Origin of the sequence: Thiohalophilus sp. (genome assembly GCF_034522235.1) — a bacterium.
Lineage (GTDB): Bacteria > Pseudomonadota > Gammaproteobacteria > UBA6429 > Thiohalophilaceae > Thiohalophilus.
The window spans coordinates 1,691,625-1,712,063 of sequence record NZ_JAXHLN010000003.1; the positions used below are offsets into that span (position 1 = coordinate 1,691,625).

Here is a 20,439-nt window from a genome sequence, read left to right on the forward strand (position 1 = left end):
CATGCCGATGAACCTGCCGACCAAACTGACCCTGTTGCGGATTGGAATTATTCCTTTCTTTATCGTGCTGTTCTATGTGCCGGTGTTTGGCATCAGCAACTACCTGCTCACCGCAGTCTACGTTCTGGCCAGCATCACCGACTGGTTCGACGGCTATCTGGCGCGCAAATGGAATCAGGAGTCGCATTTTGGCGCCTTTCTCGATCCCGTGGCCGACAAACTACTGGTGGGCGTCGCCCTGGTGCTGCTGGTCAGCAAACATCCCGGTTTCCTGCTGGCCATCCCGGCCGCCGTGATCATCGGCCGGGAAATCACCATTTCGGCACTGCGCGAATGGATGGCCAACATCGGCGCGCAGACCAGGGTGGCGGTCTCCATCATCGGCAAGTTCAAGACGGCCGCGCAGATGCTGGCGGTCTGTTTTTTGCTGTTCGAGGAGCCGATTGGCCGTTTCCCGACCATGTTGATCGGCTACCTGCTGCTCTACACCTCGGCGGGGCTGACCCTCTGGTCCATGTTCCTCTATTTGCATGCCGCCTGGCCCAGCCTGACCAGCGACCGGGATCGACCGGCCTAAGCCTTGACAGCACGCGCCGTATCGCTAAAATACGCCTCTCTCAAGCGGGAATAGCTCAGTTGGTAGAGCACAACCTTGCCAAGGTTGGGGTCGCGAGTTCGAGTCTCGTTTCCCGCTCCAGATTTTCTAGTATAATCAAATACTTATAAGCGGCAGATAGAAATATCTGCCGTTTTTTTTTGTGAAAAATTAATCCAGAATTTTGCTACTTTGTCCGTAACGTCCGCATTGTCCTTTTAAAACAATAAGCTGCGTGTCAGCAAACTTTACTAAACAACCTACGCCGGGTTGTGGTCTACTGTTAATTCATTAGTGACTAACTAATGCGCAGTTTTTATAACTTGATAGTGGGGGAATCGATATATATCGAGGTGTGCGATTCAGATACTTCTCGACATAATCATAACATCGTTGCATCAAAGTATCTCTGTCCGCGCTAATCCAGGACTCTTCGTCAAGCTTTGTGGTAGCCAGACTAAATATCTCTTCCTCAGCCGTGATATCGACAAAATAGCGGGCTCCGATCTTTTTGCCAGGCAGGGCACCTGCCTCAATCCAGCGCCGAATAGAACGCTCAGAGGGCTTGTGTGGCCCTTTGAAGCGATAGTGACGGTAATCCATCACAGACATCAACTGATTCAATTGGAGCTGATTCTTATACTTTCCATAAGAAGCCATGTGATTACTCACTGGTGACTATAAAATTGGATATTTTTTAGCAGGGGTGGTGCTCTCAGATACATTGGTATGCGATTCTGATACATCTGGGTGAATTCCTGATGCTTTCCCAATAACTCCTGATTAACTGACATTTTCCATATCAGACTATCGATCTCAGGATTTCCAGTAATAATCAGTTCTTTTTCAGCCTCTACATCAACATAGTATCGCCCCTTTATTATCTTGCCGGGCAAATACCCATATTGAATCCAGCGCCTTACAGAACGAGATGAAGGTCTATTTGGGCCTTCAAATCTTTCTTTTAAATATTGCTTAATTGTGAGGTAATTATTTTTTTTAAATAACATGGAGATATCATTATTCAGCTAGGTTATTTTCTACAATGAAATCTTTTCCCAAATCTGACAACCCATATCGCCTTGGCCCACTAGAAACAAGATAGTCATTCAATAATCCTTTTTTTGTTAATGAACGTGCGAAATATTCAGTTTTTACTTCAGAAAGCCTTGCTAAATCTGCTAACCGGTTTGTAGGAAGTATATTGTTGATATTTATAGACAAAACAGAAAGGATTCCTTTCTCTTCCGCAGTAAGGTCGTTGATCGAAGTTCTTTCTGAAGGTATACGAGAAACTTCGATTACTGAAGCGTCATTAGCTTTAAGCTCGCTAGCCTCTTGTGTTGCTGACTTAACTTCTGCGATAAATGACGCTTTATCAATTCTGGGCAGCATCGAAATATTCAAATGTTTCGCTAATCCGCCAAAAAATTTGTCAGCAAAATCTTCATCATTTATATCAATTGCCTGGAGAGAGGAAAGAGGAGGGGGAAGTTTACTTTTTGATTGACCCGAACGGTGTTTTTCAAGATAGTTGTCGCCTTTTCCGTTCTTAAGCCGCTTGCTGCACCCGCTCAGGGTTGAGGGCCGTCGGTCCTACCGCTACCCAGTTTCTCGTTCTGCCGGACCATCGCTGCGGGTTCCGCACCTTGGCCTGCTCGTAGATCCGATCACGCTGTTTCAGGATATCCCGGTCGTCGCCTCGATGCCGCTGCGCCGGCGTCACAAATTTCAGCGCACTGTGGCAGTGGCGGTTGTTGTACCAGTCGACAAATTTCAGCATCCAGTCACGAGCCTCTTCCAGCGTGGCAAATCCCTGCGATGGCCAGGCCGGACAATACTTCAGTGTCCGAAACAGCGACTCGGAAAACGCATTGTCGTTGCTCACTCGCGGCCGACTGTATGACGGCGATATGCCCAGATCCGCCAGCTTGATCCGCAGCGTCTGCGATTTCATCGGGCTGCCGTTGTCCGCATGCAAGACCAGCGGTTGGCGAAAGCACCGCTCGGCCAGCACGCTGCGCTGCACCAGCGGTGCGGCCAACTCGCCGGCCTCTCGCTCGTGGACTTCCCAGCCGACGATTTTGCGGCTGTAGATGTCCTCAATGAGGTACAGGTACCAAAACAGTCCACGCACCCGGCTGGGCATCCAGCTGATGTCCCACGACCACACCTGGTTCGGCCCGTCGGCCACATGCGTGGTCGGCGCCTTCGTTTTCTTCGGCGCCTGGGCCCGGCCCCGGTGATGCCGCTGGCCCGCCGCATGCAGTACCCGGTAGAAGCTCGACTCACAGGCGATATATTCACCCCGGTCCGCCAGCTTCGGCACGATCTGGCTCGGCGGCAGTGACGCAAACTCGGGTTCATTGCACACGGTCAGGATACGCTCGCGCTCCTCGGGCGTGAGCTTGTTCGCCGGCTCGGGCCTGATAGCATCAGGCCGTCGGTCGGCATGAACTTCCCCACCCTGGGTCCATCGCTGCAGAGTGCGTACAGTGATGCCGATTTCCTTGCAGGCCCGCGCCTTGCGGGCTCCAGCGCTCACCGCCTCCTCAATATAACCCACCAGTTTGCGCCGCTCCGGGAGCGAGGTCATCCTTCCTCGTCGTCCCCCCAGAGGGCGTTCAACTTTTTTCGCAGGGCCAGCAGCGCGGCGGTCTCTGCCAGCGCCTTGTCCTTGCGCCGCAGTTCCCGCTCCAGCTCCTTGATACGCTTTTTATCCTCGCGGGCCTGGGCCTTCTCAGCCTGTCGCCGACTGGCCGCCTGGTCCGCTCCGGTCTCACAGGCCGTGCGCCAGGCCTTCACCTGCTCGGGGTATAACCCCTTACCACGGCAATACTCACTCAGCTCCGCTTCACTCAGGCCGGCGGTCTCCACCACCACCGCCAGCTTCGCTTCACCCGACCAGTCGTCGCTTTGTTTTCCGTTTCCCGGCACCGGGACCCCCTGTTCTCTGGCTTGTTTTCGCCAATTATACAGGGTCATTTCGCTGATCCCTTCCTCTCGAGCCACATCGGCTACACTTCGGTTTTGCGGGGGCAACAGCATGCACATCACGGCAGCCTTGCGTTCTTCTGAATAACGGGGCATTTCTCGTCGCTTTCCACCCCCTGTCTTGGTTACTTTCTGATTCAGAAGAGGCGACAACTATCCTGACACAGGGGGCGAATGACAAACCGGCATGATCGGGACATTCTTTGCCCATCCTGCACCTGCTTCAAAATTTATCCATGGTTTTATAACTGATGCGGAGCTACAGAGTAGAATAAGAATTTTACTCTCTGAAAGTGCTTGGCTAATTTTATCCAGCCATTTGCTCCCGGCAGGGATGTCATCAGAGTCACTGCTTACAAAAACGCGCACACCACCACTAAACGTAGATTCAATCCATTCTTTCAAAATCTTTGCCAAGGGCGCTTCACTAGATATGTGACTTATAAATATGTCCATTTATATTAAACTCGGGTTTTGCGTTACAGATTGTGTTTTATATCAACTATCATGCATTTAATTTGACTATTTTCCTTCTTGTTTAGCTAATACTTCCTCTTTCATGACTTGGACTTCTCCCCAATACTCACTGTAACCTTCCAGAAAATCTAATACGCCGAATTGATCGATTGGAATCGCCCCCTTTGCGAATAGCATTTTATCATCTACTGCTCGAAGAGGGTCTTCGTTTCCTTCTTTCCATTTGGCAAAACTGAAAATAATCGCTATCGAATTTATTGCTATAGTGTCAGCGTCATATTGATTTCCGCTAGGACAAAAATATGCTTTGGTGAAGTTGCTATTGTTAAAATCCATCAATTTATAAAATTGGAATCTCCAGTATTCTTCATGTTCGTCAATTATCTCTTTGTGTTCATTCTCAGTTATTCTGGATTTTAATCTGTCGAATCGGAGTATCATCCGGGCTGTCGTAAGCCATAATAATCTGTCATTTCTTGGCGGAAAAATATGCTTTCCATTATCTGTGAAAATCTCATAAGATCTTTCAAGAATTCTTATAGATTCTTTTAAAAAGGTTTCAGAAGCTTTGTATTTATCTTCATGTGAATGTCTGGCTTGATTGAGGCGATATAAGAAAAATGCAACTATTGCGCTACCTGCAATTGCTAGTGAGCCTATTGTTTGAAAAATTGGATGATTATCATTTACCCATTTAACAACTGACCATTCAGCAGCAGCCGGATCTTCTGCACTGATGGTAGCTATAATTATTATTGTGATAAGAGTAAGTATTATTCCAATAAAAATGCCAAACCAAATAGTTCCGTCATTTGAAGATTGGGCAGATGACATTTGCTTCATCCTTGGTTTCTGCAAGAAGTAAAATTCATAAAAATAATACGGAATTTCCCTAATACCCACTCAAGATGTGTATTACTACACTTTGGATCAATCAAGCTCAAAATGGAAGGGTTTCCAGTAAATATGAGTTGTCTCTCAAAGCACCTGGCGATCAGTCACAGACAGAAATGAATCAAGAACAATCTGGCGCACAAAAATTAACCACCCAAATTTCTGATATGCATTCCCTGAATCATTCTGGTATATTGCGCGCCTTCTGGAGACGGGCATTTATACAGAAGTGTCCAGAACAAGTCACTAATGACTGATTTCGCACACAGGGGAAAATGGACTTTTCCTTTATAATCAGGGGTTTGGAGGCCATTGGCGTCATTCTTGCCAAGGTTGGGGTCGCGAGTTCGAGTCTCGTTTCCCGCTCCAGATTCCCTGAAAACCTCGGCCGCTCCCGAGGTTTTTTTGTGTAAACCCCGGGCAGAGTCCGGTAAAATAACGAATATGGCCGGGTGGCAGAGTGGCTATGCAGCGGATTGCAAATCCGTGTACCTCGGTTCGACTCCGGGCCCGGCCTCCATCTTTATTTCCCGCCAATTTCCCGGTATTGTCCCGGCCACATCCCCCGCGCATTGCCAAATTTACAACGTCTAACACAACGGCCTGTTCATTGAATATGAGCAAACAGATTAATATCTCGTCGTTCAGTCTGAGCTATGATGCGCGCAAGTCCTGTCTCGAATTATTCGAATTAGCGGTTGAAGATAAAAAGCTTGCCGACATTCTGCAGCGCAATGTCATTCAGCCGAATGTCGATCGCATTGTGGATGAATTTTACGATTTCATGCTGTCGCATGACAGTTTTCGGCCTTACCTCAAGGATGACGCCCTGGTCGCGCGACTGAAGGAGTCTCAACGCAGTTATCTAGATACGCTTGGGGTTGATTTTGATACACCCGGTTACTTTGAAGACCGGATACGCGTTGGCGTTATTCATAAGCAGGTTGGTCTGTCGACAACGTTATATCAAGGCGCTTATACCAAACTACTTGGGATCATTATCGATAAAATTCCGGCCGCTGAACATCTCGGCGCAAGCCGTCGTGAGATTGCGTCGTTTGCCCGGCGCATAACCGCATTGGACATGTCGCTTGCTGTTCACGCCTATCACGTCGAGCGTATCGAGGAGATGCAGGTTTCTCTCAACACCCTTCGCAAAGAAGGCGCCCAGCTGCGCGATCAAGTCGCCACAGATGAATTGACCGGCGTCCATACGCGTAACCACATAATGGAAATTTTCTCCGGGGCTATGCGGCAAGCCCGGACGCAAAAGACCGGATTGGGTCTGGCTATGGTGGATCTGGATCATTTTAAAAGCATCAATGATACTTACGGGCACCTGGTAGGTGACAAGGTATTAAAAGAGATAGCTGGAAAAATTCAGGCGCTACTGCGCGGTGACGATTTAGTGGGGCGCTATGGCGGCGAAGAATTCATGATAATTTTGAACAATACTGATTTGGCAGGTGCAACGATTATCATGGAGCGCGTCCGCTCGACTGTTGCCCACATGCTGATCGAGGTCGATATTGACCAGCCGATTCGGGTCACGCTCAGCGCGGGCGTTACCACGCTGCGTGAGGATGACACTGAAGATTCATTCTTCCATCGCGCCGATGAAGCGCTGTATGACGCCAAGCGGAGCGGACGTAACCGTATCGCCTCCCGATAGAAGCGGGCGTCTGTCGTAGATCGGGAATCTCTTCATAATCAACAAGATATATTCAGCATGGATGGAAGAGTTTTGCCCTGGCATCGATTATATATTCAAACCGACTGATATTTGTGTAAAATACCTGTAGTCACACCGTAGCCCGGGTGGCGAAATTGGTAGACGCAAGGGACTTAAATAATTGAGCATCCGGCTCGGAAACGGCCGGCGTGAATGGAGTCAAATTCGGGGGAACCTCAGCACGTGCAGGTGGTGGCAATCCCGAGCTAAGCCCGATTAAACAGTATCGAGTTACGAGTACCGAACGTTCGGAAATTCCCTCGTCACTCGTACCTCGTCACTCGTCACTATCTCGGGAAAGTGTAGAGACTTGACGGCTCCTGCCTACGTTCTACGAGTAGAATAGGGTAAAGATAAAGTCCAGACCACGAATGCATTTAAACAATGCCGCAGTTAAAGCTGTAGTGGTATGAAAATCCCTCGGTCATTGCGACCGTGCCGGTTCGATTCCGGCCCCGGGCACCATTTATAGAAGTCGCTAGACGATAGCTCAATCTGTTGAAACGGATTAACACTTTAGGGACGCATTAAAGAAATGGCTTTTTCCGGTCGCCGCAGGCGCGTGCTGGGCTCAAGAAAAACTTTAGCTTTTCTGGTCGCTTCCGTTTTGTTGCTTACAAAGCCACTAGCTGCAACGGAGCCGGTCCGCTCGCTGTACGAGGCACGGACGCAACACGTCATCCTGCAACAGTGGGACCTGAGTTGTGGTGCTGCGGCGCTGGCCACGGTGCTGCGCTACCAACACAGCGAGCCGGTGACGGAGCGGTCCGTGGCGCTGGGCCTCATCGACCGGGAAGAATACATCGAGAACCCACGGCTCGTGCGGCTCCGGCAGGGGTTCTCGTTGTTCGATATGAAGCAGTTTGTCGACGGCTTGGGTTACCAGGGAATCGGCCTGGGCCAGTTAACGTATACAGACTTGCTCGAACGCGCTCCGATCATCGTCCCGGTTGACCTGCGGGGCTATCCGCACTTCGTTGTGTTTCGCGGTGCGACCCAACAAACCGTTCTCGTGGCGGACCCGGCCTTCGGGAATCTCTCGGTCTCCCGGGAGAAGTTCATCGAGGCATGGATCGACTACCCTGAACTCGGACAGGTCGGTTTCATTGTGACGAAGGACGGGGACCCGGCGCCGCCGAACAGGTTGGCTGTTTATGCCACTGACTTTACCATCGTTCGCTAACGTTCATCACCGGGGGCTACGGATGACGCGCACTCTGACCGCCACCACAGCGGTGGCAGCCGTTCTCGCACTCAGCACCGACACCGCGCAGGCTCAACAGGAACCAACCGTAGAGCAGTTGCAGCAGAAGCTCGAACAGCGCGACAAGGTGATCATGGAGTTGCTGGAACGCGTAGAGCGGCTGGAACGCCGGGTTGGCGTAGACGGTACGCGCGAAACCATTAAGCGTGCCGAGCAGGCATCAGAGTCGCAGCAGGAAGCTAACAGCCAGCCGAAACCTGACACCGAGGCAGAGCAGACTACCAGCAGTTCGGCCCCCGGCAAGGTGGTGGTAGAGGAAGGGGAAGCCGAACGCGCCCTTGAACGCTCGCTAACCAGTGAGGGTGCCCTTCTGTTGCGCGCAGGGCGCATGGAAGTGGAACCGAGCCTGACCTATACCCGCGATACCGATAACACACCGTCTCTGGCGACCGTCGGGGGTAACACCGCTGCTGTTCGACTCGAACGAAACTCAGACAGCCTGACCGTCGATCTAGCCATACGGCTGGGCTTGCCGTTCGACAGCCAATTGGAATTCGGTGTGCCGTACCGTTGGCGATCTGTCGAGCAAGTCACTTCGGTCGGGTTTTCGCCCGTTGCTACAAGCAGCGACAGTGCGTCAGCAGTCGGGGATTTTCGCATCGGCGTCGCCAAGACACTCCTGCGTGAAGGGTTGTGGCAGCCGGACCTCATTGGCCGGATAACCTGGGACACGGCGAGCGGCGATGACGCCGAGAATGGTGTTTCGCTCGGCGGCGGGTATGACGAAGTTCGTGGCTCGCTCACCGCGGTGAAGCGTCAGGACCCTATCGCGTTCGTTACCGGGCTTAGCTACCAGCACGTCTTTGAGAATAACGACGTTCAGCCCGGGGCCAGCTACACGACCAGCCTGTCAGGTGTGGTAGCACTAAGTCCTGAAACCTCTGTGAGCCTTGGTGTATCCGGTGGTTACCAGGAAGAATTCGAGATTGATGGCCAAGAGCGCGAGGGCAGCGACAGCGTGTTGGGGCGGTTGAACCTCGGGGCTTCAACGCTGCTGGCTCCGGGCGTGCTGTTCAATGTATCCACCGGCATCGGGCTAACCGAAGACAGCGACGATTTCAGCGTAACCTTCTCGGTACCGATCCAGTTCGATGCGTTTTGAGCGAAAACGCATAACGGAGTTTCGGTTAGTAAATGGTGAATATTGGTATATAATAAAACTATTATATTAGCGGCATTGTTAGACACGTGGCGAAAATGCATGTAGGTTTACGAACCATCCATCAAAAAACGGAGACGATTTATGAAGACTATAGTTGGCGCATTTGCGTTCTTGCTTATGGTACCTGCGGCGATGGCAGAAGAACCCATGCAGTTAGATGACAACCAGATGGACAGGATCGTTGCGGGTAACGACCTGGGCACGGCACCGGACCAGATTGCGATCAATTTCCCGGATTCATTCTCCTCGGGTAAGGGGCCTTTGCAGGTCACTGGGGTCGAGATGGTAATGCCGGGCGATAACGTGTCCTCGGTTATTCTTAAGGCGAAAAAAGCGTTTCTTAAGGCGAAAAAAGCGTTCTAAAAATAAATTCCTGAAGGGTTCTGTCCCGTTTTCACTGACGGTTGTAAAACGTCTGAAAACGCCAGATCGCGTTTCGCAACCCGCCGTTTCATGCGCGGGCCGTGCCGGCTGCGGCGTGCCGTCCCTGGTACGCCCCCTTCGGGCGCACTGAAGTGCGGCCAAATCCGTGTCGCTTCCGACATCCTGTCTCCCGCGACATTAGTACATCCATGTACGTCATCCGGACGGATTTGTCGATTCCGGCCCCGGGCACCATTAATCGCAATACCTCTTTCCACTGTAGGAGCGGCTGCGCCGCGAATGCCAAAACGAGAGATGATCGCAAGGAACACGATTATGCGATTACCGACTTCGTTCCTTCAAAAGGTTCCATTCAGCGTACCGGCTTGCCGCCAATCGCCCGATCCAGCCAGTGTCTGATAACCCACTTTTCCAGTTCCACGATGAAGAACACGGACGCGGCGATCAGGATGATGCGCAGCCAGTCAGCCAGCGTCAGTGCCGTGGTGTTGAACAACAGCTGCAGTGGCCCCCAGTACGTAAAGGCAAGCTGCAGCAGAATCAGCAAGCCGATGGCGTAAAGCACATAGCGGTTGTTCATCAAGACCCGCCAGGTCAGCGAGTTTTCGATCAAGAAGCGGGAATTCAACAGATAAAACATTTCAAACAGCACCAGCACATTCACCGCCATGGTGCGTGCCTCGTCAATGCCGGTACCCTGGCCGCGCTCCCAGAAGAACAGGCCGAACGTGCCGGCCGCCAGAATTAACGAGACAAACGCTATTCGCCAGATCAAAAAGGGCGTAAAAACCGGTTCCCTGGGATCGCGCGGTGATCGGGCCATTACCTGACCCTCGGCCGGCTCGAAGGCGAGGGAGAGCGCCAGGGTGACGGCGGTGACCATGTTGATCCAGAGGATCTGTACCGGCGTGATGGGCAGCATCATCCCCAGCAATATGGCCCCGACCAGGGTCAGCGCCTCGCCGCCGTTGGTGGGCAGAATGAACATGATCGACTTTTTCAGATTGTCATAAACAATCCGGCCTTCCTCGATGGCCCGGGCGATGGAGGCAAAGTTATCGTCGGCCAGCACCATCTCCGCTGCTTCACGGGCCACTTCGGTGCCTTTTTTGCCCATTGCCACGCCCACATCGGCCCGTTTCAATGCCGGGGCGTCATTGACCCCGTCGCCGGTCATGGCCACGACATTGTTCTGTGCCTGCAGCGCTTCGACCAGTCTTAACTTCTGTTCCGGGTTGACCCGGGCAAACACATCGGTGTCGCGCACGATTTGGCGCAGCGCAGCGTCATCATTGTCATCCAGGTCGGCCCCGGTCAGTGCCTGGCTGTCGTCGGCGACAATGCCCATGTTACGGGCGATGGCCAGTGCCGTTGTGGCATGATCGCCGGTGATCATCTTGATCCGGATCCCGGCCGCATGACATTGCCGAATCGATTCGATCGCTTCATCGCGCGGCGGGTCCATGATCCCGACCATGCCCAGCAGGGTCAGACCGGCTTCCACATCGTTGAAGTTCAGCTCGCGATGGTCACTGCCGGTGGTGTTAAAGGCGATCGCCAGCACACGCTGACCGTCTTCGGCCAGTTGCTGCATCTGTTCATGCCAGTATTGGATATTCAACGGGGTGGTCTCGCCATCGGTACGTTGATGCGAGCTCATGGACAGGATCTGTTCCGGCGCGCCCTTGACATAGATAAAGCCGTGCCCGGTATGATCGTGATGCAGCGTCGCCATAAAACGATGTTCGGATTCAAACGGGATGGCATCATCCCGGGGCCATTCTTCGCTCTGATGCACCGGCTCGAGTCCGGCCTTCATGCCCAGCGCTACCAGGGCCCCCTCGGTCGGATCGCCATTGAGCTGCCACTGTTCGTCGACGTTTTCAACTCTGGCATCGTTACAGAGCAGGGCGGCACGACTCAGTTCCTGCAGTACCGGATCGGTGTCGACCTCGATGGATTTTTCATTATGAGAAAATTCGCCGTGAGGATCATAGCCGTCCCCGCTGATCGCATATTGCCGGTCCGCCGTCACCACGTGACGGGCAATCATGACATTCTGGGTGAGGGTGCCGGTCTTGTCGGAACAGATCACGGTCACCGAGCCGAGGGTCTCGACCGCCGGCAGGCGGCGAATGATCGCGTTGCGCCGTGCCATGCGCTGTACCCCGATGGCCAGGGTGATACTCATAATGGCCGGCAGCCCTTCTGGGATGGCGGCAACGGCCAGTCCGACCGCGGCAAGGAACATTTCGCCAGCAGTGTAATCCTTGATTAACACACCAAAGGCAAAGGTGGCGGAGGCGATGACCAGAATGCCCCCGGTCAACCAGCGGGAGAACTCGGCAATTTTTTGCAGCAATGGCGTGGTCAGTGTTTCCACCGACTGCAGCATATCGCTGATTCGGCCCACCTCGGTCTCGTTACCAATCGCCACCACCACACCCAGGCCCTGGCCGTAGGTGACCAGGGTGCCGGAATAGGCCATGGCAGCGCGATCGGCCAGCAAAGTTTTTGGATCGTCAGGTTCTCGGCTTTTCTCCGACGCCATCGATTCACCGGTCAGCAGTGACTCGTCGATCCGCAGTTGGCGGGATTTGAACAGCCGCAGATCGGCCGGTACCTTGTCTCCCGACTGCAACAGGACCACATCACCGGGTACCAGCCGGGTTGCATCGACTGTTTTAATCTGTCCTTCACGGCGGACCCGGGCCTGGCGGGTCAATAACTGCTGGATGGCGGCCAGTGCCTTTTGCGCCTTGCCTTCCTGAACAAAGCCGATCAGGGCGTTGATGACGACTACGCCAAAGATGACGCCGCTATCGATCCAGTGCCCCAGCAGCAGGGTAATGACACCGGCACCGAGCAGCACATAGATCAATACATTATTGAACTGACGGAGCAATCGCCGCCAGGCCGGTTCGGCCTGCTGGGTCTGCAACTGGTTCAGCCCATACTGTTCACGTCGTTGTTGGGCGTCGGCCTCGTCCAGTCCCTCCTCGGTACTGGCGAGACGTTCAAAGACTTCCTGACTGGCCAGGGCGTGGTAGTTCGGCGTGGCTGATCCAGTGTTGTGGCGTTGCGGGTCGGTATCGTGTTTTGCCATCGCCGCTACCTTGATTTGTTACAGAATAGAGAGATACTGCATAATTGTCGTGTATTTAGCGGTTTTGCAGTTCGATCAGTATATCGATCAGTTCAGGCGCATCCCATTCTCGTCCGCCGATGACGCGGGACACAATTCGCCCCTGTTTGTCGACCACAAAAGTGGTGGGCAGGCCCCGTACCGGCCACTCATTGATCACGGCAGAATCCTGATCCATCAACAACGGAAAACTTACAGGATAATCGGCGGTAAAAGTAAAGATGGAATCGACATCCTCGCCGACGTTGATCGCCAGCATGGCGATATCGTGTTCCTGTAGTTGTTCCCAGGCCCGTTCCATCGAGGGCATTTCCTCGCGGCAGGGCGGGCACCAGGTGGCCCAGAAATTCACTACGACAACCTGTCCCTTGTAATCCTCGAGCGTGTGGGTGTTGCCGTCCATGTCTTTCAGGCTGAATGTCGGTGCGGGCTTCGGATCGTTTATCAGGTGGAGTTGTTCGGCAGCCTGAACGGCCGTGGTGAACAACAGGCTCAGCGCAAACAGGGCGGTAAAAGGTCGGGTTAACAACATGATAATCAATCACTCCGGTTCAGGGTGGATATCGGGCGCGCATTCGATGCCCTCGATGCGTCGGGTATACTGTTGGTCGCCACGCGACCAGCTGAATTCCAGATCGAATTGTGTGCCGGGCGGCAGCCCGTAGGCGGTCATGCCCCAGTTATAATCATCTGCCTCATAAACCTGATAGGTCGGCAACAGGGCCCATTCAAAGGCAATTTTTGCCGGTTCGGGGAGATCGTATTCCTGCCAGATCGTTTTCCAGGTTTCGCGCACCATTAACGATCGGGTTCCCTCGTCGGTATAGATTCGCCAGTCGGTCAGATCGTATTCAACCGGCGGCTGGTCATTGCTTGCCGTGTTGCGAAATTCACTTTGAAACACACAGGACAGCGCAATGCGCTCACGACTCTCCTTGTCAAAGCCGCGCGCGTCAAAAAAGGCGCGGGTCTGATCCGGCAGACGCTGGGTCAGTTTGAAGGAGATGCCCGCCTCCTGCCAGTGCCAGTGGCGCAGGCCGGTGTCGGGATCCTCGCCGCGGCTCAGTTCAGCCTGCAGTGGCGTTACACTAAAATAAAAGGCAATCAGGCATACTGGCGTAAGTTGTTGCATTGACCACATGAATCTCTCCCGGGTCTATTTTGTCTGGTTTTGTTCTTCCACCGGCAGGCCGGCGGTTTTCCACTCAGGGTAACCGTCTTCGAGACGTCGCGCATTGAGGCCCTTCTCGCGCAGGCGGGCGACCGCATCGAAGGCGAGCACGCAATGCGGCCCGCGGCAGTAGGCGACGATCTCCTGATCCCGGTTTTCCCCCAGTTCGGCCAGTCGCTGTTCCAGCTCGCCGAGGGGAATGTTGACCGCGCCGGGCAGGTGGCCGGCGGCGTATTCCTCGGGCGGGCGCACGTCGATGACCGTGACGTGGCCGTCACGGGCCCGGGCCAGCAGCTCGTCGCGGGGAATCGGCTCAAGATCGTCTTTCACGGTCAGGTAACTGTTGATCAGCCGTTCCACTTCGGCCACGTGATGCTCCGCCACCCGCCGCAGGGCATCGATCAAATCCAGTACATCGTTGCTGCTCAGCCGATAATAGACCTTGAGGCCTTCCTTGCGGGTGGTCACCAGACCCGCCTGGCGCAGGTGCTGCAGATGCTGGGAGGTGTTGGCCACGGTCAGCCCGGCGACGTTGGCCAGGGCCTCGACGCTGCGCTCGCCCTGGGCCAGATATTCCAGGATTTCCAGGCGATTACCGTTACCCAGCGCCTTGCCGACCCGGGCGAACTGGGCGAAGAGATCGTGCTTGAAATTGCCGCTTGACATGCATCACCACGCTGAATAATCTAATATTCAAGTAATCACTTGATAAGTTGTATTTGTCAGTATAGCATGCCATTTATGGCAGGCAATAACCAGAATAATCAAACGCCGTTAACGGCAATGGAGAATCGCGGTCATGAATATCGACGAACTCATACTGGGAAACGAGCCCCTGATCCGGCTGGGTTTCTTTTTCGGCATCCTCGCCCTGATCGGTTTGTGGGAATTGCTCGCGCCACGTCGCGCCCTGACCGCTTCCAAGGCGGTGCGCTGGGGCAGCAACCTGGGGATCGTGGTGCTCAACACCATCGTCCTGCGCCTGCTGTTTCCGGCCGCCGCGGTCGGCATGGCATTTTTTGCCGGCGAGCAGGGCTGGGGGGGTTTCAACTATATCGAGGTGCCGTACTGGCTGGCGGTGGTCGTCTCGGTGATCGTGCTCGATTTCGTGGTCTGGCTGCAGCATGTCATGGTCCATGCCGTACCGCTGTTCTGGCGTTTGCACCGCATGCACCATGCCGATCTCGACTTTGATGTCACCACCGGCGCGCGTTTTCATCCGCTGGAGATCATTCTCTCCATGCTGATCAAGTTCGCCGCCATCGTTGTGCTCGGCCCGCCGGTGATCGCGGTGATCATCTTCGAGGTACTGCTCAACGCCACCGCCATGTTCAACCATGGCAATATCCGTCTGCCGCTGAAACTGGATCGGGTGCTGCGCTGGTTCGTGGTCACCCCCGACATGCACCGGGTCCATCACTCGGTGGAAGATGACGAGGCCAACAGCAACTTCGGTTTCAACCTGCCGTGGTGGGATCGGCTGTTCGGCACCTATCGCGATCAACCCCGCGGCGGTCACGACGGCATGACCATCGGTATTCGCAAATACCGCGAGCCGCAGCAGGTGAGCTGGCTCAACGGGATGTTAATTCTGCCGTTCAAGGGCAAGATCAGCGATTACGCGATCAACCGTCGGCAGTGGGGTGATGGCAATGAAAACTAAACTGATTCGTCTGGGTCTGTTTGCCATCCTCGTTATTGCGATCGGCATTGCCATCAGCTACCGGGACCAGTTCGACGCCGCGGCGCTGGAGGCCTGGCTCGACGGCGCCGGCGCGGCCGGCCCGATCCTGTTTATCCTGATCTACGCGGCGGCGGCCGTACTGTTTTTACCCGGCTCGGTCCTGACCCTGGCGGGCGGCGCGCTGTTCGGCCCGGTCTGGGGCACCCTGTTCAACCTCATTGGCGCCACCCTGGGCGCGACGCTGGCGTTTTTGATCGCCCGCTACCTGGCCGCCGACTGGGTGGAACGTAAAACCGGCGGGCGCCTGAAACAGCTCAAGCAAGGGGTCGAGAAGGAAGGCTGGCGTTTTGTCGCCTTCGTGCGTCTGGTGCCGTTGTTTCCGTTCAACCTGCTCAATTATGCGCTGGGTCTCACGCGCATCAACCTGGCCCATTACATCATTGCTTCGTTTATCTGCATGTTTCCCGGCGCGGTGGCCTACACCTACCTGGGTTACGCCGGGCGCGAGGCGATCGCCGGCGGGGAAGGGCTGATTCAGAAGATCCTGCTGGCCATCGGGCTGCTGGTGCTGGTGGCGTTTTTGCCGCGCTGGATCGGTCGCCTGCGCCAGGGGCCCTCGCAAACGGTGGATCAGCTCAAGCAACAACTCGATCAACAGGCCGATGTACTGGTGCTGGATGTGCGCAGCGAAGAAGATTTCAACGGCGAGCAACAGCATATCCCCGGCGCGCGCAATGTGCCGCTGGAAGAGCTCCCCAATCGGCTGGATGAGCTGGCCGAGTATCAGGAGCGGTCGGTGGTCACCGTCTGCCGTACCGATAAACGTTCCGCCAAAGCCGCGCAACTGCTGGCCCGACAGGGCTTTGCCGACGTGCACATTATCAAGGGCGGGATGACCGACTGGAATGAGAAAGGCTATCCGGTCGCATGAACCGGCGATGGCATCGTGAAGTTTGACTAAAACCTTTGACTATAATTCAGGAGAAAACATGAAAATGACTCTCGCCAGATCGTTCCTGACAACGGGACTGTTTATTCTGCTGTTGCTGACGGCGCTGATGACCAGCCGAACCGCCATGTCAACAGAGTCAGATCCGGTCGCCGATGCCATAGAAGAGTATCTGGCGTTTACCACCTATAGCAGCAGTCTGCTCTGGCCGGAACAGATCCCGAAACAGGAGTGGCAAAACATCCTGGTCATCGATGCGCGTGATGCCACACAATACGCCCAGGATCACATTCCCGGGGCCGTCAATATCGAATGGCGCGAGATTGTCGCGCGCCGCGCGGAATTACCCGCTGACAGGACCGTGCTCATCTACTGCAATTCCGGCTCGCTCTCGGCACAGTCCGTTTTTGCCCTGCGTCTGCTTGGCATGGAGAACGTCAAGGTGTTGCAGGACGGCTTTGAAGGCTGGAAGGCAAAAGGGGGCTTTGACGCGCATCAGCAAGCCACGGAAGCGGCGGGGCACTGAGTATTATAAATATCTGTTCCTGAAAGGTGCGCAGAGGCGTCGGTCAGGTTGCGCGCAGCGCTACCTGACATTCTCCATATCGGTAAGGGTGTCACGCAGGCTAACGCCAGCGTGACCTACAATTTTAGCAAGTATTTAAAATGTGCATGAATTTGGAACAATTATTTATACAATGTAATCAGCTGCTATGACCCGACCTGTTTATCTCGATTACAACGCCACCACCCCGGTCGACCCGCAGGTGCAGGCGACGATTGCCGAAGTACTGCAAGAGACCTTCGGCAATCCTTCCTCCTCGCATGTATACGGTCAACAGGCCAGGGCGGTGATCGAGCGCGGGCGACAACAGGTCGCCGATCTCATCCAGGCACAAACCTCTGAAATCGTCTTTACCGCCAGCGCTTCGGAAGCCAATAACCTGGCCATCCTGGGCACGGCCTGTGCGCGCCAGGCACAGGGGCGTCATCTGATCACCTCGGCGGTGGAACACCCCTCCGTGTTGCAGCCGTTTAACTATTTGCAACAACAGGGCTGGGAACTGACCGTGCTGCCGGTCGATGAATTCGGCCGGGTCGATCCGGGCGATCTCGAGCAGGCGATTCGCCCGGATACCGTGCTGGTGTCCATCATGCACGCCAACAATGAAGTCGGCACGATTCAGCCTATCGAAGCCATCGCCGCCATCACCCGCCAGCATGGTATCCCGCTGCACGTGGACGCCGCCCAGTCGGCGGGCAAGATCCCGGTCGAGGTGAATGCGCTGGGCGCCGATCTGCTGACCCTGGCGGGTCACAAGTTCTATGCCCCCAAGGGCATCGGTGCACTCTATATAAAAGAAGGGATCCACCCGAATCCGATCCTGTTCGGCGCCGCCCAGGAGCGGGGACAGCGCACCGGCACCGAGAACGTGCCCTATATCGCCGGGTTGGGTGTGGCCGCGCAGCTGGCCCGGGCGCAACTCGACCACGATGCCACGGCACTTCGTAACAAACGGAATCGCTTGCACCACGCCCTGCTTGACGCCATCCCCGATCTGACACTCAACGGTCATCCTGACCAACGCCTGCCCAATACCCTGAATGTCTCCTTTCCGGGTGTGGAGGGCAAATCACTATTGGAGAAGGCATCCGACCGCATCGCCGCCTCGACCGGCTCGGCCTGCCATGCCGACAGCGATGAAGTCAGCGGGGTGCTCGGGGCCATGGGCATCGATGTGCAACGGGCAGTGGGGGCGGTTCGCCTGTCGGTCGGCCGGCCCACCCCTGACGCCGAGATCGATTCGGCGGCAACGGCGCTGATCGACGCCTGGCAAGCTTGCCTGTCCGCCGGCAGAACAGGTTCCAGATAAACTCACCGAAGCGGTTTAACGCCTTCGGCTTCAAAGACAACATCGTCATCCGGGTACAGGAAGAGCGTCCCCGACGACGCGGTTAACCTGGAAGAACTCCTGGGCGAGCTGATCGAATGCGGCCTGGCGGTGCGGGCCTGCGGCATGGCGGTCGACGATTGCGGCATCGCCGAAAGCGAACTGTTGCCCGGGATCGAAAAAGGCTCCATGAAATCCCTGGCCACGTGGGTCAAAGAGAGCGATCATGCCATGACATTCTGATCAGAGGGGAGGATTATGATGGGTGAAATGGGAAATTTCGGTGGCTGGGGACCGGGGTTTGGCTGGCTGTTCATGATCCTGTTCTGGGCGCTGGTCATTCTGGGTATTGTCGCCATTTTGAAATGGTTGATGGGCTCAAATGGCAACCCGACATCGCCGAGGAAAACCGCCCGGCAGATACTGGAAGAACGCTATGCCCGGGGCGAAATTGATCGCGAGGAATTCGAGCAGAAAAAGCATGATCTGGAATCGTAACGCCGGTGCCGGGAAACGGCGCGTCAGGGGAGCGATACGCGTGGTACCGATTGCCATGCTGCTGTTATCGACGCTGTCCGTTGCTGAAACCGATGTCCTGATCTATCGCGGCGAGATCAATGCCGAACGCAATGCCAGCCTGTTCGCCCGGGCGCAGGCGATGGCCCCGGAACGACTGCGCATCACCTCGGGCGGCGGCGAGGTGAAAGCCGGCATTGCGCTGGGGCGCTGGGTGCACGAGCATGGCCTGACCCTGATAGTCGAGGACTATTGTCTGTCATCCTGCGCCAATTATGTCTTTCCCGCCGCGCCACGCAAACGTCTGCTTCCCGGTGCGCTCGTGGCCTGGCACGGCAATTATCGTCACCTGCTGGAGACCGGTCTGTGGCGTGAGGATGCCGCGGCGCGCATGCAAAAGCGGGGCGAGGACCGGGCGACCGCGCTGGTACGCGCGCGCGAATTCACCGAACAGCTGGTCTCGCTGGAACAGGCTTTCTTCGAGCGGATCGGGGTGGATGATCGCCTGTGCTGGTTTGGCAAGCTGCCACCCCATGCGGTCCCCGATTACTACACCCTGTCCGTCGCGGATATGGCGCGCTTCGGCGTGACGCATGTCAGCGCCCCGCCCGATTACCCCGACGCCGAGGCTCTCGGACAGGTGGACAACCTGCGCCATATTCGTCCGGGACGCGGCATGCCATGATCAGAACCCGGATACAAAAATCGCGCCGCAAAAATGAACGGCAGACCGGATCAGGTTATCTGATTCGCCAGAATGTAGGTGGCCACCAGCATCAGGAAAATCGCGAAGCCTTTTTTCAACACGTCACCCGAGACGCATCGCGCCAGGCGGGTACCGATGACACTGCCGACGACCGCTACCGCGGCGAACACCGCCATCAGGGCATAGTCGATCGGCACATCACCGACATAACCGGCAAAACCGGCATAGGACTTGACCGCGACAATGGCCAGCGAGGTACCAATGGCCTGTTTCATGGGCAGGCGGGAGAGGATCACCAGTGCCGGGACGATCAAAAAGCCGCCGCCGACCCCCACCAGGCCGGTCAGGGCGCCGACCACGATGCCGTGCATCGCCACATGGCTCAGGCAGTGTCTGGAGGTACAGCCCTCGGCCGCTTCCACCGCGGCCGCCCCGGCCGAGCGGGGCGGTTGGGCGGGGCGCAGCATCTTCCAGGCGGCGGCGTACATGACCAGCGCAAAGATACTCAGCTGCAGCACCACCGGGGTGATCACCCCCAGACGCGCCCCGGCATAGGTGCCAAGGATGCCAAATATCCCGAATATCAGTGTGACCTTACCGTTCACATTCCCGGCCCGCCAGTGCTGCAGCGCCGTCAGGGTGGCGGTGACCGCGACGATCCCCAGGCTCATGGCGATGGCCGATTTTGGCGCGATATCAAGGAGATAGAGCAGCGCGGGGGTGGTGATAATGGAGCCGCCACTGCCGAAGATGCCGAGCATGATGCCGGTGGCGAGGCCGGCGAGAATGGCACTGAGGGTCATAACAGGCTCCTGTCAGTATTTACTATTATTCAATAGATCAGTAGAATACTTGACAGGATCAAGAGATTCAA

The 20,439-nt window shown here is 55.4% G+C and carries 22 protein-coding genes, 2 tRNA genes and 1 pseudogene; 14 read left to right on the forward strand and 11 right to left on the reverse strand.

Annotation, left to right across the window (positions count from 1 at the left end):
- The first annotated feature begins 7 nt into the window (after positions 1-7).
- Positions 8-577, forward strand: coding sequence for a CDP-diacylglycerol--glycerol-3-phosphate 3-phosphatidyltransferase (pgsA, locus tag U5J94_RS11215; protein WP_416224222.1), 570 nt, complete (start codon positions 8-10; stop codon positions 575-577).
- A 44-nt stretch (positions 578-621) separates the two neighbouring features.
- Positions 622-697: transfer RNA gene (locus U5J94_RS11220), tRNA-Gly, on the forward strand.
- 189 nt (positions 698-886) lie between these two features.
- Here the strand turns inward: U5J94_RS11220 and U5J94_RS11225 are convergent.
- The 6 genes from U5J94_RS11225 to U5J94_RS11250 all read right to left on the reverse strand — a co-directional run bounded on the left by U5J94_RS11225 (position 887) and on the right by U5J94_RS11250 (position 4,900).
- Entirely contained in the window at positions 887-1,255 is a 369-nt protein-coding gene (locus U5J94_RS11225) for a hypothetical protein (protein ID WP_322565724.1), read from the reverse strand.
- Between the two features lie 8 nt (positions 1,256-1,263).
- Entirely contained in the window at positions 1,264-1,605 is a 342-nt protein-coding gene (locus U5J94_RS11230) for a hypothetical protein (RefSeq protein ID WP_322565725.1), read from the reverse strand.
- Positions 1,606-1,615: 10 nt separating this feature from the next.
- Complete coding sequence (locus U5J94_RS11235; protein WP_322565726.1) at positions 1,616-1,990, reverse strand: hypothetical protein; 375 nt, start codon at positions 1,988-1,990, stop codon at positions 1,616-1,618.
- Between the two features lie 157 nt (positions 1,991-2,147).
- Positions 2,148-3,685 (reverse strand): IS3 family transposase gene (locus tag U5J94_RS11240; protein ID WP_322565135.1). Its coding sequence is split into 2 segments (ribosomal slippage): positions 2,148-3,223 and positions 3,223-3,685, totalling 1,539 coding nucleotides; the frame shifts between segments, so codons are not numbered across the junction.
- A 57-nt stretch (positions 3,686-3,742) separates the two neighbouring features.
- A complete protein-coding gene (locus U5J94_RS11245; RefSeq protein ID WP_322565727.1) occupies positions 3,743-4,045 on the reverse strand; it encodes a toll/interleukin-1 receptor domain-containing protein in 303 nt (100 codons plus the stop codon).
- Positions 4,046-4,111: 66 nt separating this feature from the next.
- Positions 4,112-4,900 carry a hypothetical protein gene (locus U5J94_RS11250; RefSeq protein ID WP_322565728.1) on the reverse strand — a complete coding sequence of 263 codons (789 nt, stop codon included), beginning with the start codon at positions 4,898-4,900 and terminating at the stop codon, positions 4,112-4,114.
- Between the two features lie 506 nt (positions 4,901-5,406).
- Here U5J94_RS11250 and U5J94_RS11255 point away from each other — a divergent pair.
- From U5J94_RS11255 to U5J94_RS11275, 5 genes are all read left to right on the forward strand, one after another.
- Positions 5,407-5,480: transfer RNA gene (locus U5J94_RS11255), tRNA-Cys, on the forward strand.
- 96 nt (positions 5,481-5,576) lie between these two features.
- Positions 5,577-6,632 carry a diguanylate cyclase gene (locus U5J94_RS11260; protein WP_322565729.1) on the forward strand — a complete coding sequence of 352 codons (1,056 nt, stop codon included), beginning with the start codon at positions 5,577-5,579 and terminating at the stop codon, positions 6,630-6,632.
- Positions 6,633-7,227: 595 nt separating this feature from the next.
- The gene (locus tag U5J94_RS11265; RefSeq protein WP_322565730.1) at positions 7,228-7,875 is read left to right on the forward strand and encodes a C39 family peptidase; all 648 of its coding nucleotides are present in this window, start codon (positions 7,228-7,230) and stop codon (positions 7,873-7,875) included.
- Positions 7,876-7,897: 22 nt separating this feature from the next.
- Positions 7,898-9,058 (forward strand): transporter, encoded by a 1,161-nt coding sequence (locus tag U5J94_RS11270; protein WP_322565731.1) that lies wholly within the window; start codon positions 7,898-7,900, stop codon positions 9,056-9,058.
- A 141-nt stretch (positions 9,059-9,199) separates the two neighbouring features.
- The gene (locus U5J94_RS11275; RefSeq protein ID WP_322565732.1) at positions 9,200-9,481 is read left to right on the forward strand and encodes a hypothetical protein; all 282 of its coding nucleotides are present in this window, start codon (positions 9,200-9,202) and stop codon (positions 9,479-9,481) included.
- A gap of 373 nt (positions 9,482-9,854) precedes the next feature.
- Here U5J94_RS11275 and U5J94_RS11280 read toward each other — a convergent pair whose 3' ends face one another.
- From U5J94_RS11280 to U5J94_RS15335, 4 genes are read right to left on the reverse strand one after another with little or no spacing between them, the layout of a single operon-like run.
- Entirely contained in the window at positions 9,855-12,608 is a 2,754-nt protein-coding gene (locus U5J94_RS11280; RefSeq protein WP_322565733.1) for a cation-transporting P-type ATPase, read from the reverse strand.
- Positions 12,609-12,663: 55 nt separating this feature from the next.
- Positions 12,664-13,182 (reverse strand): TlpA family protein disulfide reductase, encoded by a 519-nt coding sequence (locus U5J94_RS11285; protein ID WP_416224223.1) that lies wholly within the window; start codon positions 13,180-13,182, stop codon positions 12,664-12,666.
- Positions 13,183-13,188: 6 nt separating this feature from the next.
- Entirely contained in the window at positions 13,189-13,779 is a 591-nt protein-coding gene (locus tag U5J94_RS11290) for a hypothetical protein (RefSeq protein WP_322565735.1), read from the reverse strand.
- 24 nt (positions 13,780-13,803) lie between these two features.
- Complete coding sequence (locus U5J94_RS15335; RefSeq protein ID WP_416224169.1) at positions 13,804-14,484, reverse strand: ArsR/SmtB family transcription factor; 681 nt, start codon at positions 14,482-14,484, stop codon at positions 13,804-13,806.
- A gap of 133 nt (positions 14,485-14,617) precedes the next feature.
- On the opposite strand from U5J94_RS15335, the gene U5J94_RS11305 reads away from it, so the two are divergent.
- From U5J94_RS11305 to U5J94_RS11335, 7 genes and pseudogenes are all read left to right on the forward strand, one after another.
- Positions 14,618-15,481, forward strand: coding sequence for a sterol desaturase family protein (locus U5J94_RS11305; protein WP_322565736.1), 864 nt, complete (start codon positions 14,618-14,620; stop codon positions 15,479-15,481).
- Positions 15,471-16,433 carry a VTT domain-containing protein gene (locus U5J94_RS11310; RefSeq protein WP_322565737.1) on the forward strand — a complete coding sequence of 321 codons (963 nt, stop codon included), beginning with the start codon at positions 15,471-15,473 and terminating at the stop codon, positions 16,431-16,433. The genes U5J94_RS11305 and U5J94_RS11310 overlap by 11 nt, the downstream gene beginning before the upstream one ends.
- 58 nt (positions 16,434-16,491) lie before the next feature.
- Entirely contained in the window at positions 16,492-16,977 is a 486-nt protein-coding gene (locus tag U5J94_RS11315; protein ID WP_322565738.1) for a rhodanese-like domain-containing protein, read from the forward strand.
- A 187-nt stretch (positions 16,978-17,164) separates the two neighbouring features.
- A complete protein-coding gene (locus U5J94_RS11320; RefSeq protein ID WP_322565739.1) occupies positions 17,165-18,325 on the forward strand; it encodes a cysteine desulfurase family protein in 1,161 nt (386 codons plus the stop codon).
- 72 nt (positions 18,326-18,397) lie between these two features.
- Positions 18,398-18,586: pseudogene (locus tag U5J94_RS11325) on the forward strand (DsrE family protein); the annotation flags it as partial.
- 15 nt (positions 18,587-18,601) lie between these two features.
- Complete coding sequence (locus tag U5J94_RS11330) at positions 18,602-18,841, forward strand: SHOCT domain-containing protein (protein ID WP_322565740.1); 240 nt, start codon at positions 18,602-18,604, stop codon at positions 18,839-18,841.
- Complete coding sequence (locus tag U5J94_RS11335; RefSeq protein WP_322565741.1) at positions 18,825-19,544, forward strand: hypothetical protein; 720 nt, start codon at positions 18,825-18,827, stop codon at positions 19,542-19,544. The genes U5J94_RS11330 and U5J94_RS11335 overlap by 17 nt, the downstream gene beginning before the upstream one ends.
- A 50-nt stretch (positions 19,545-19,594) precedes the next feature.
- On the opposite strand, the gene U5J94_RS11340 is transcribed toward U5J94_RS11335, so the two are convergent.
- Positions 19,595-20,368, reverse strand: a complete 774-nt coding sequence (locus tag U5J94_RS11340; RefSeq protein ID WP_322565742.1) for a sulfite exporter TauE/SafE family protein — start codon at positions 20,366-20,368, stop codon at positions 19,595-19,597.
- Positions 20,369-20,439 lie beyond the last annotated feature (71 nt).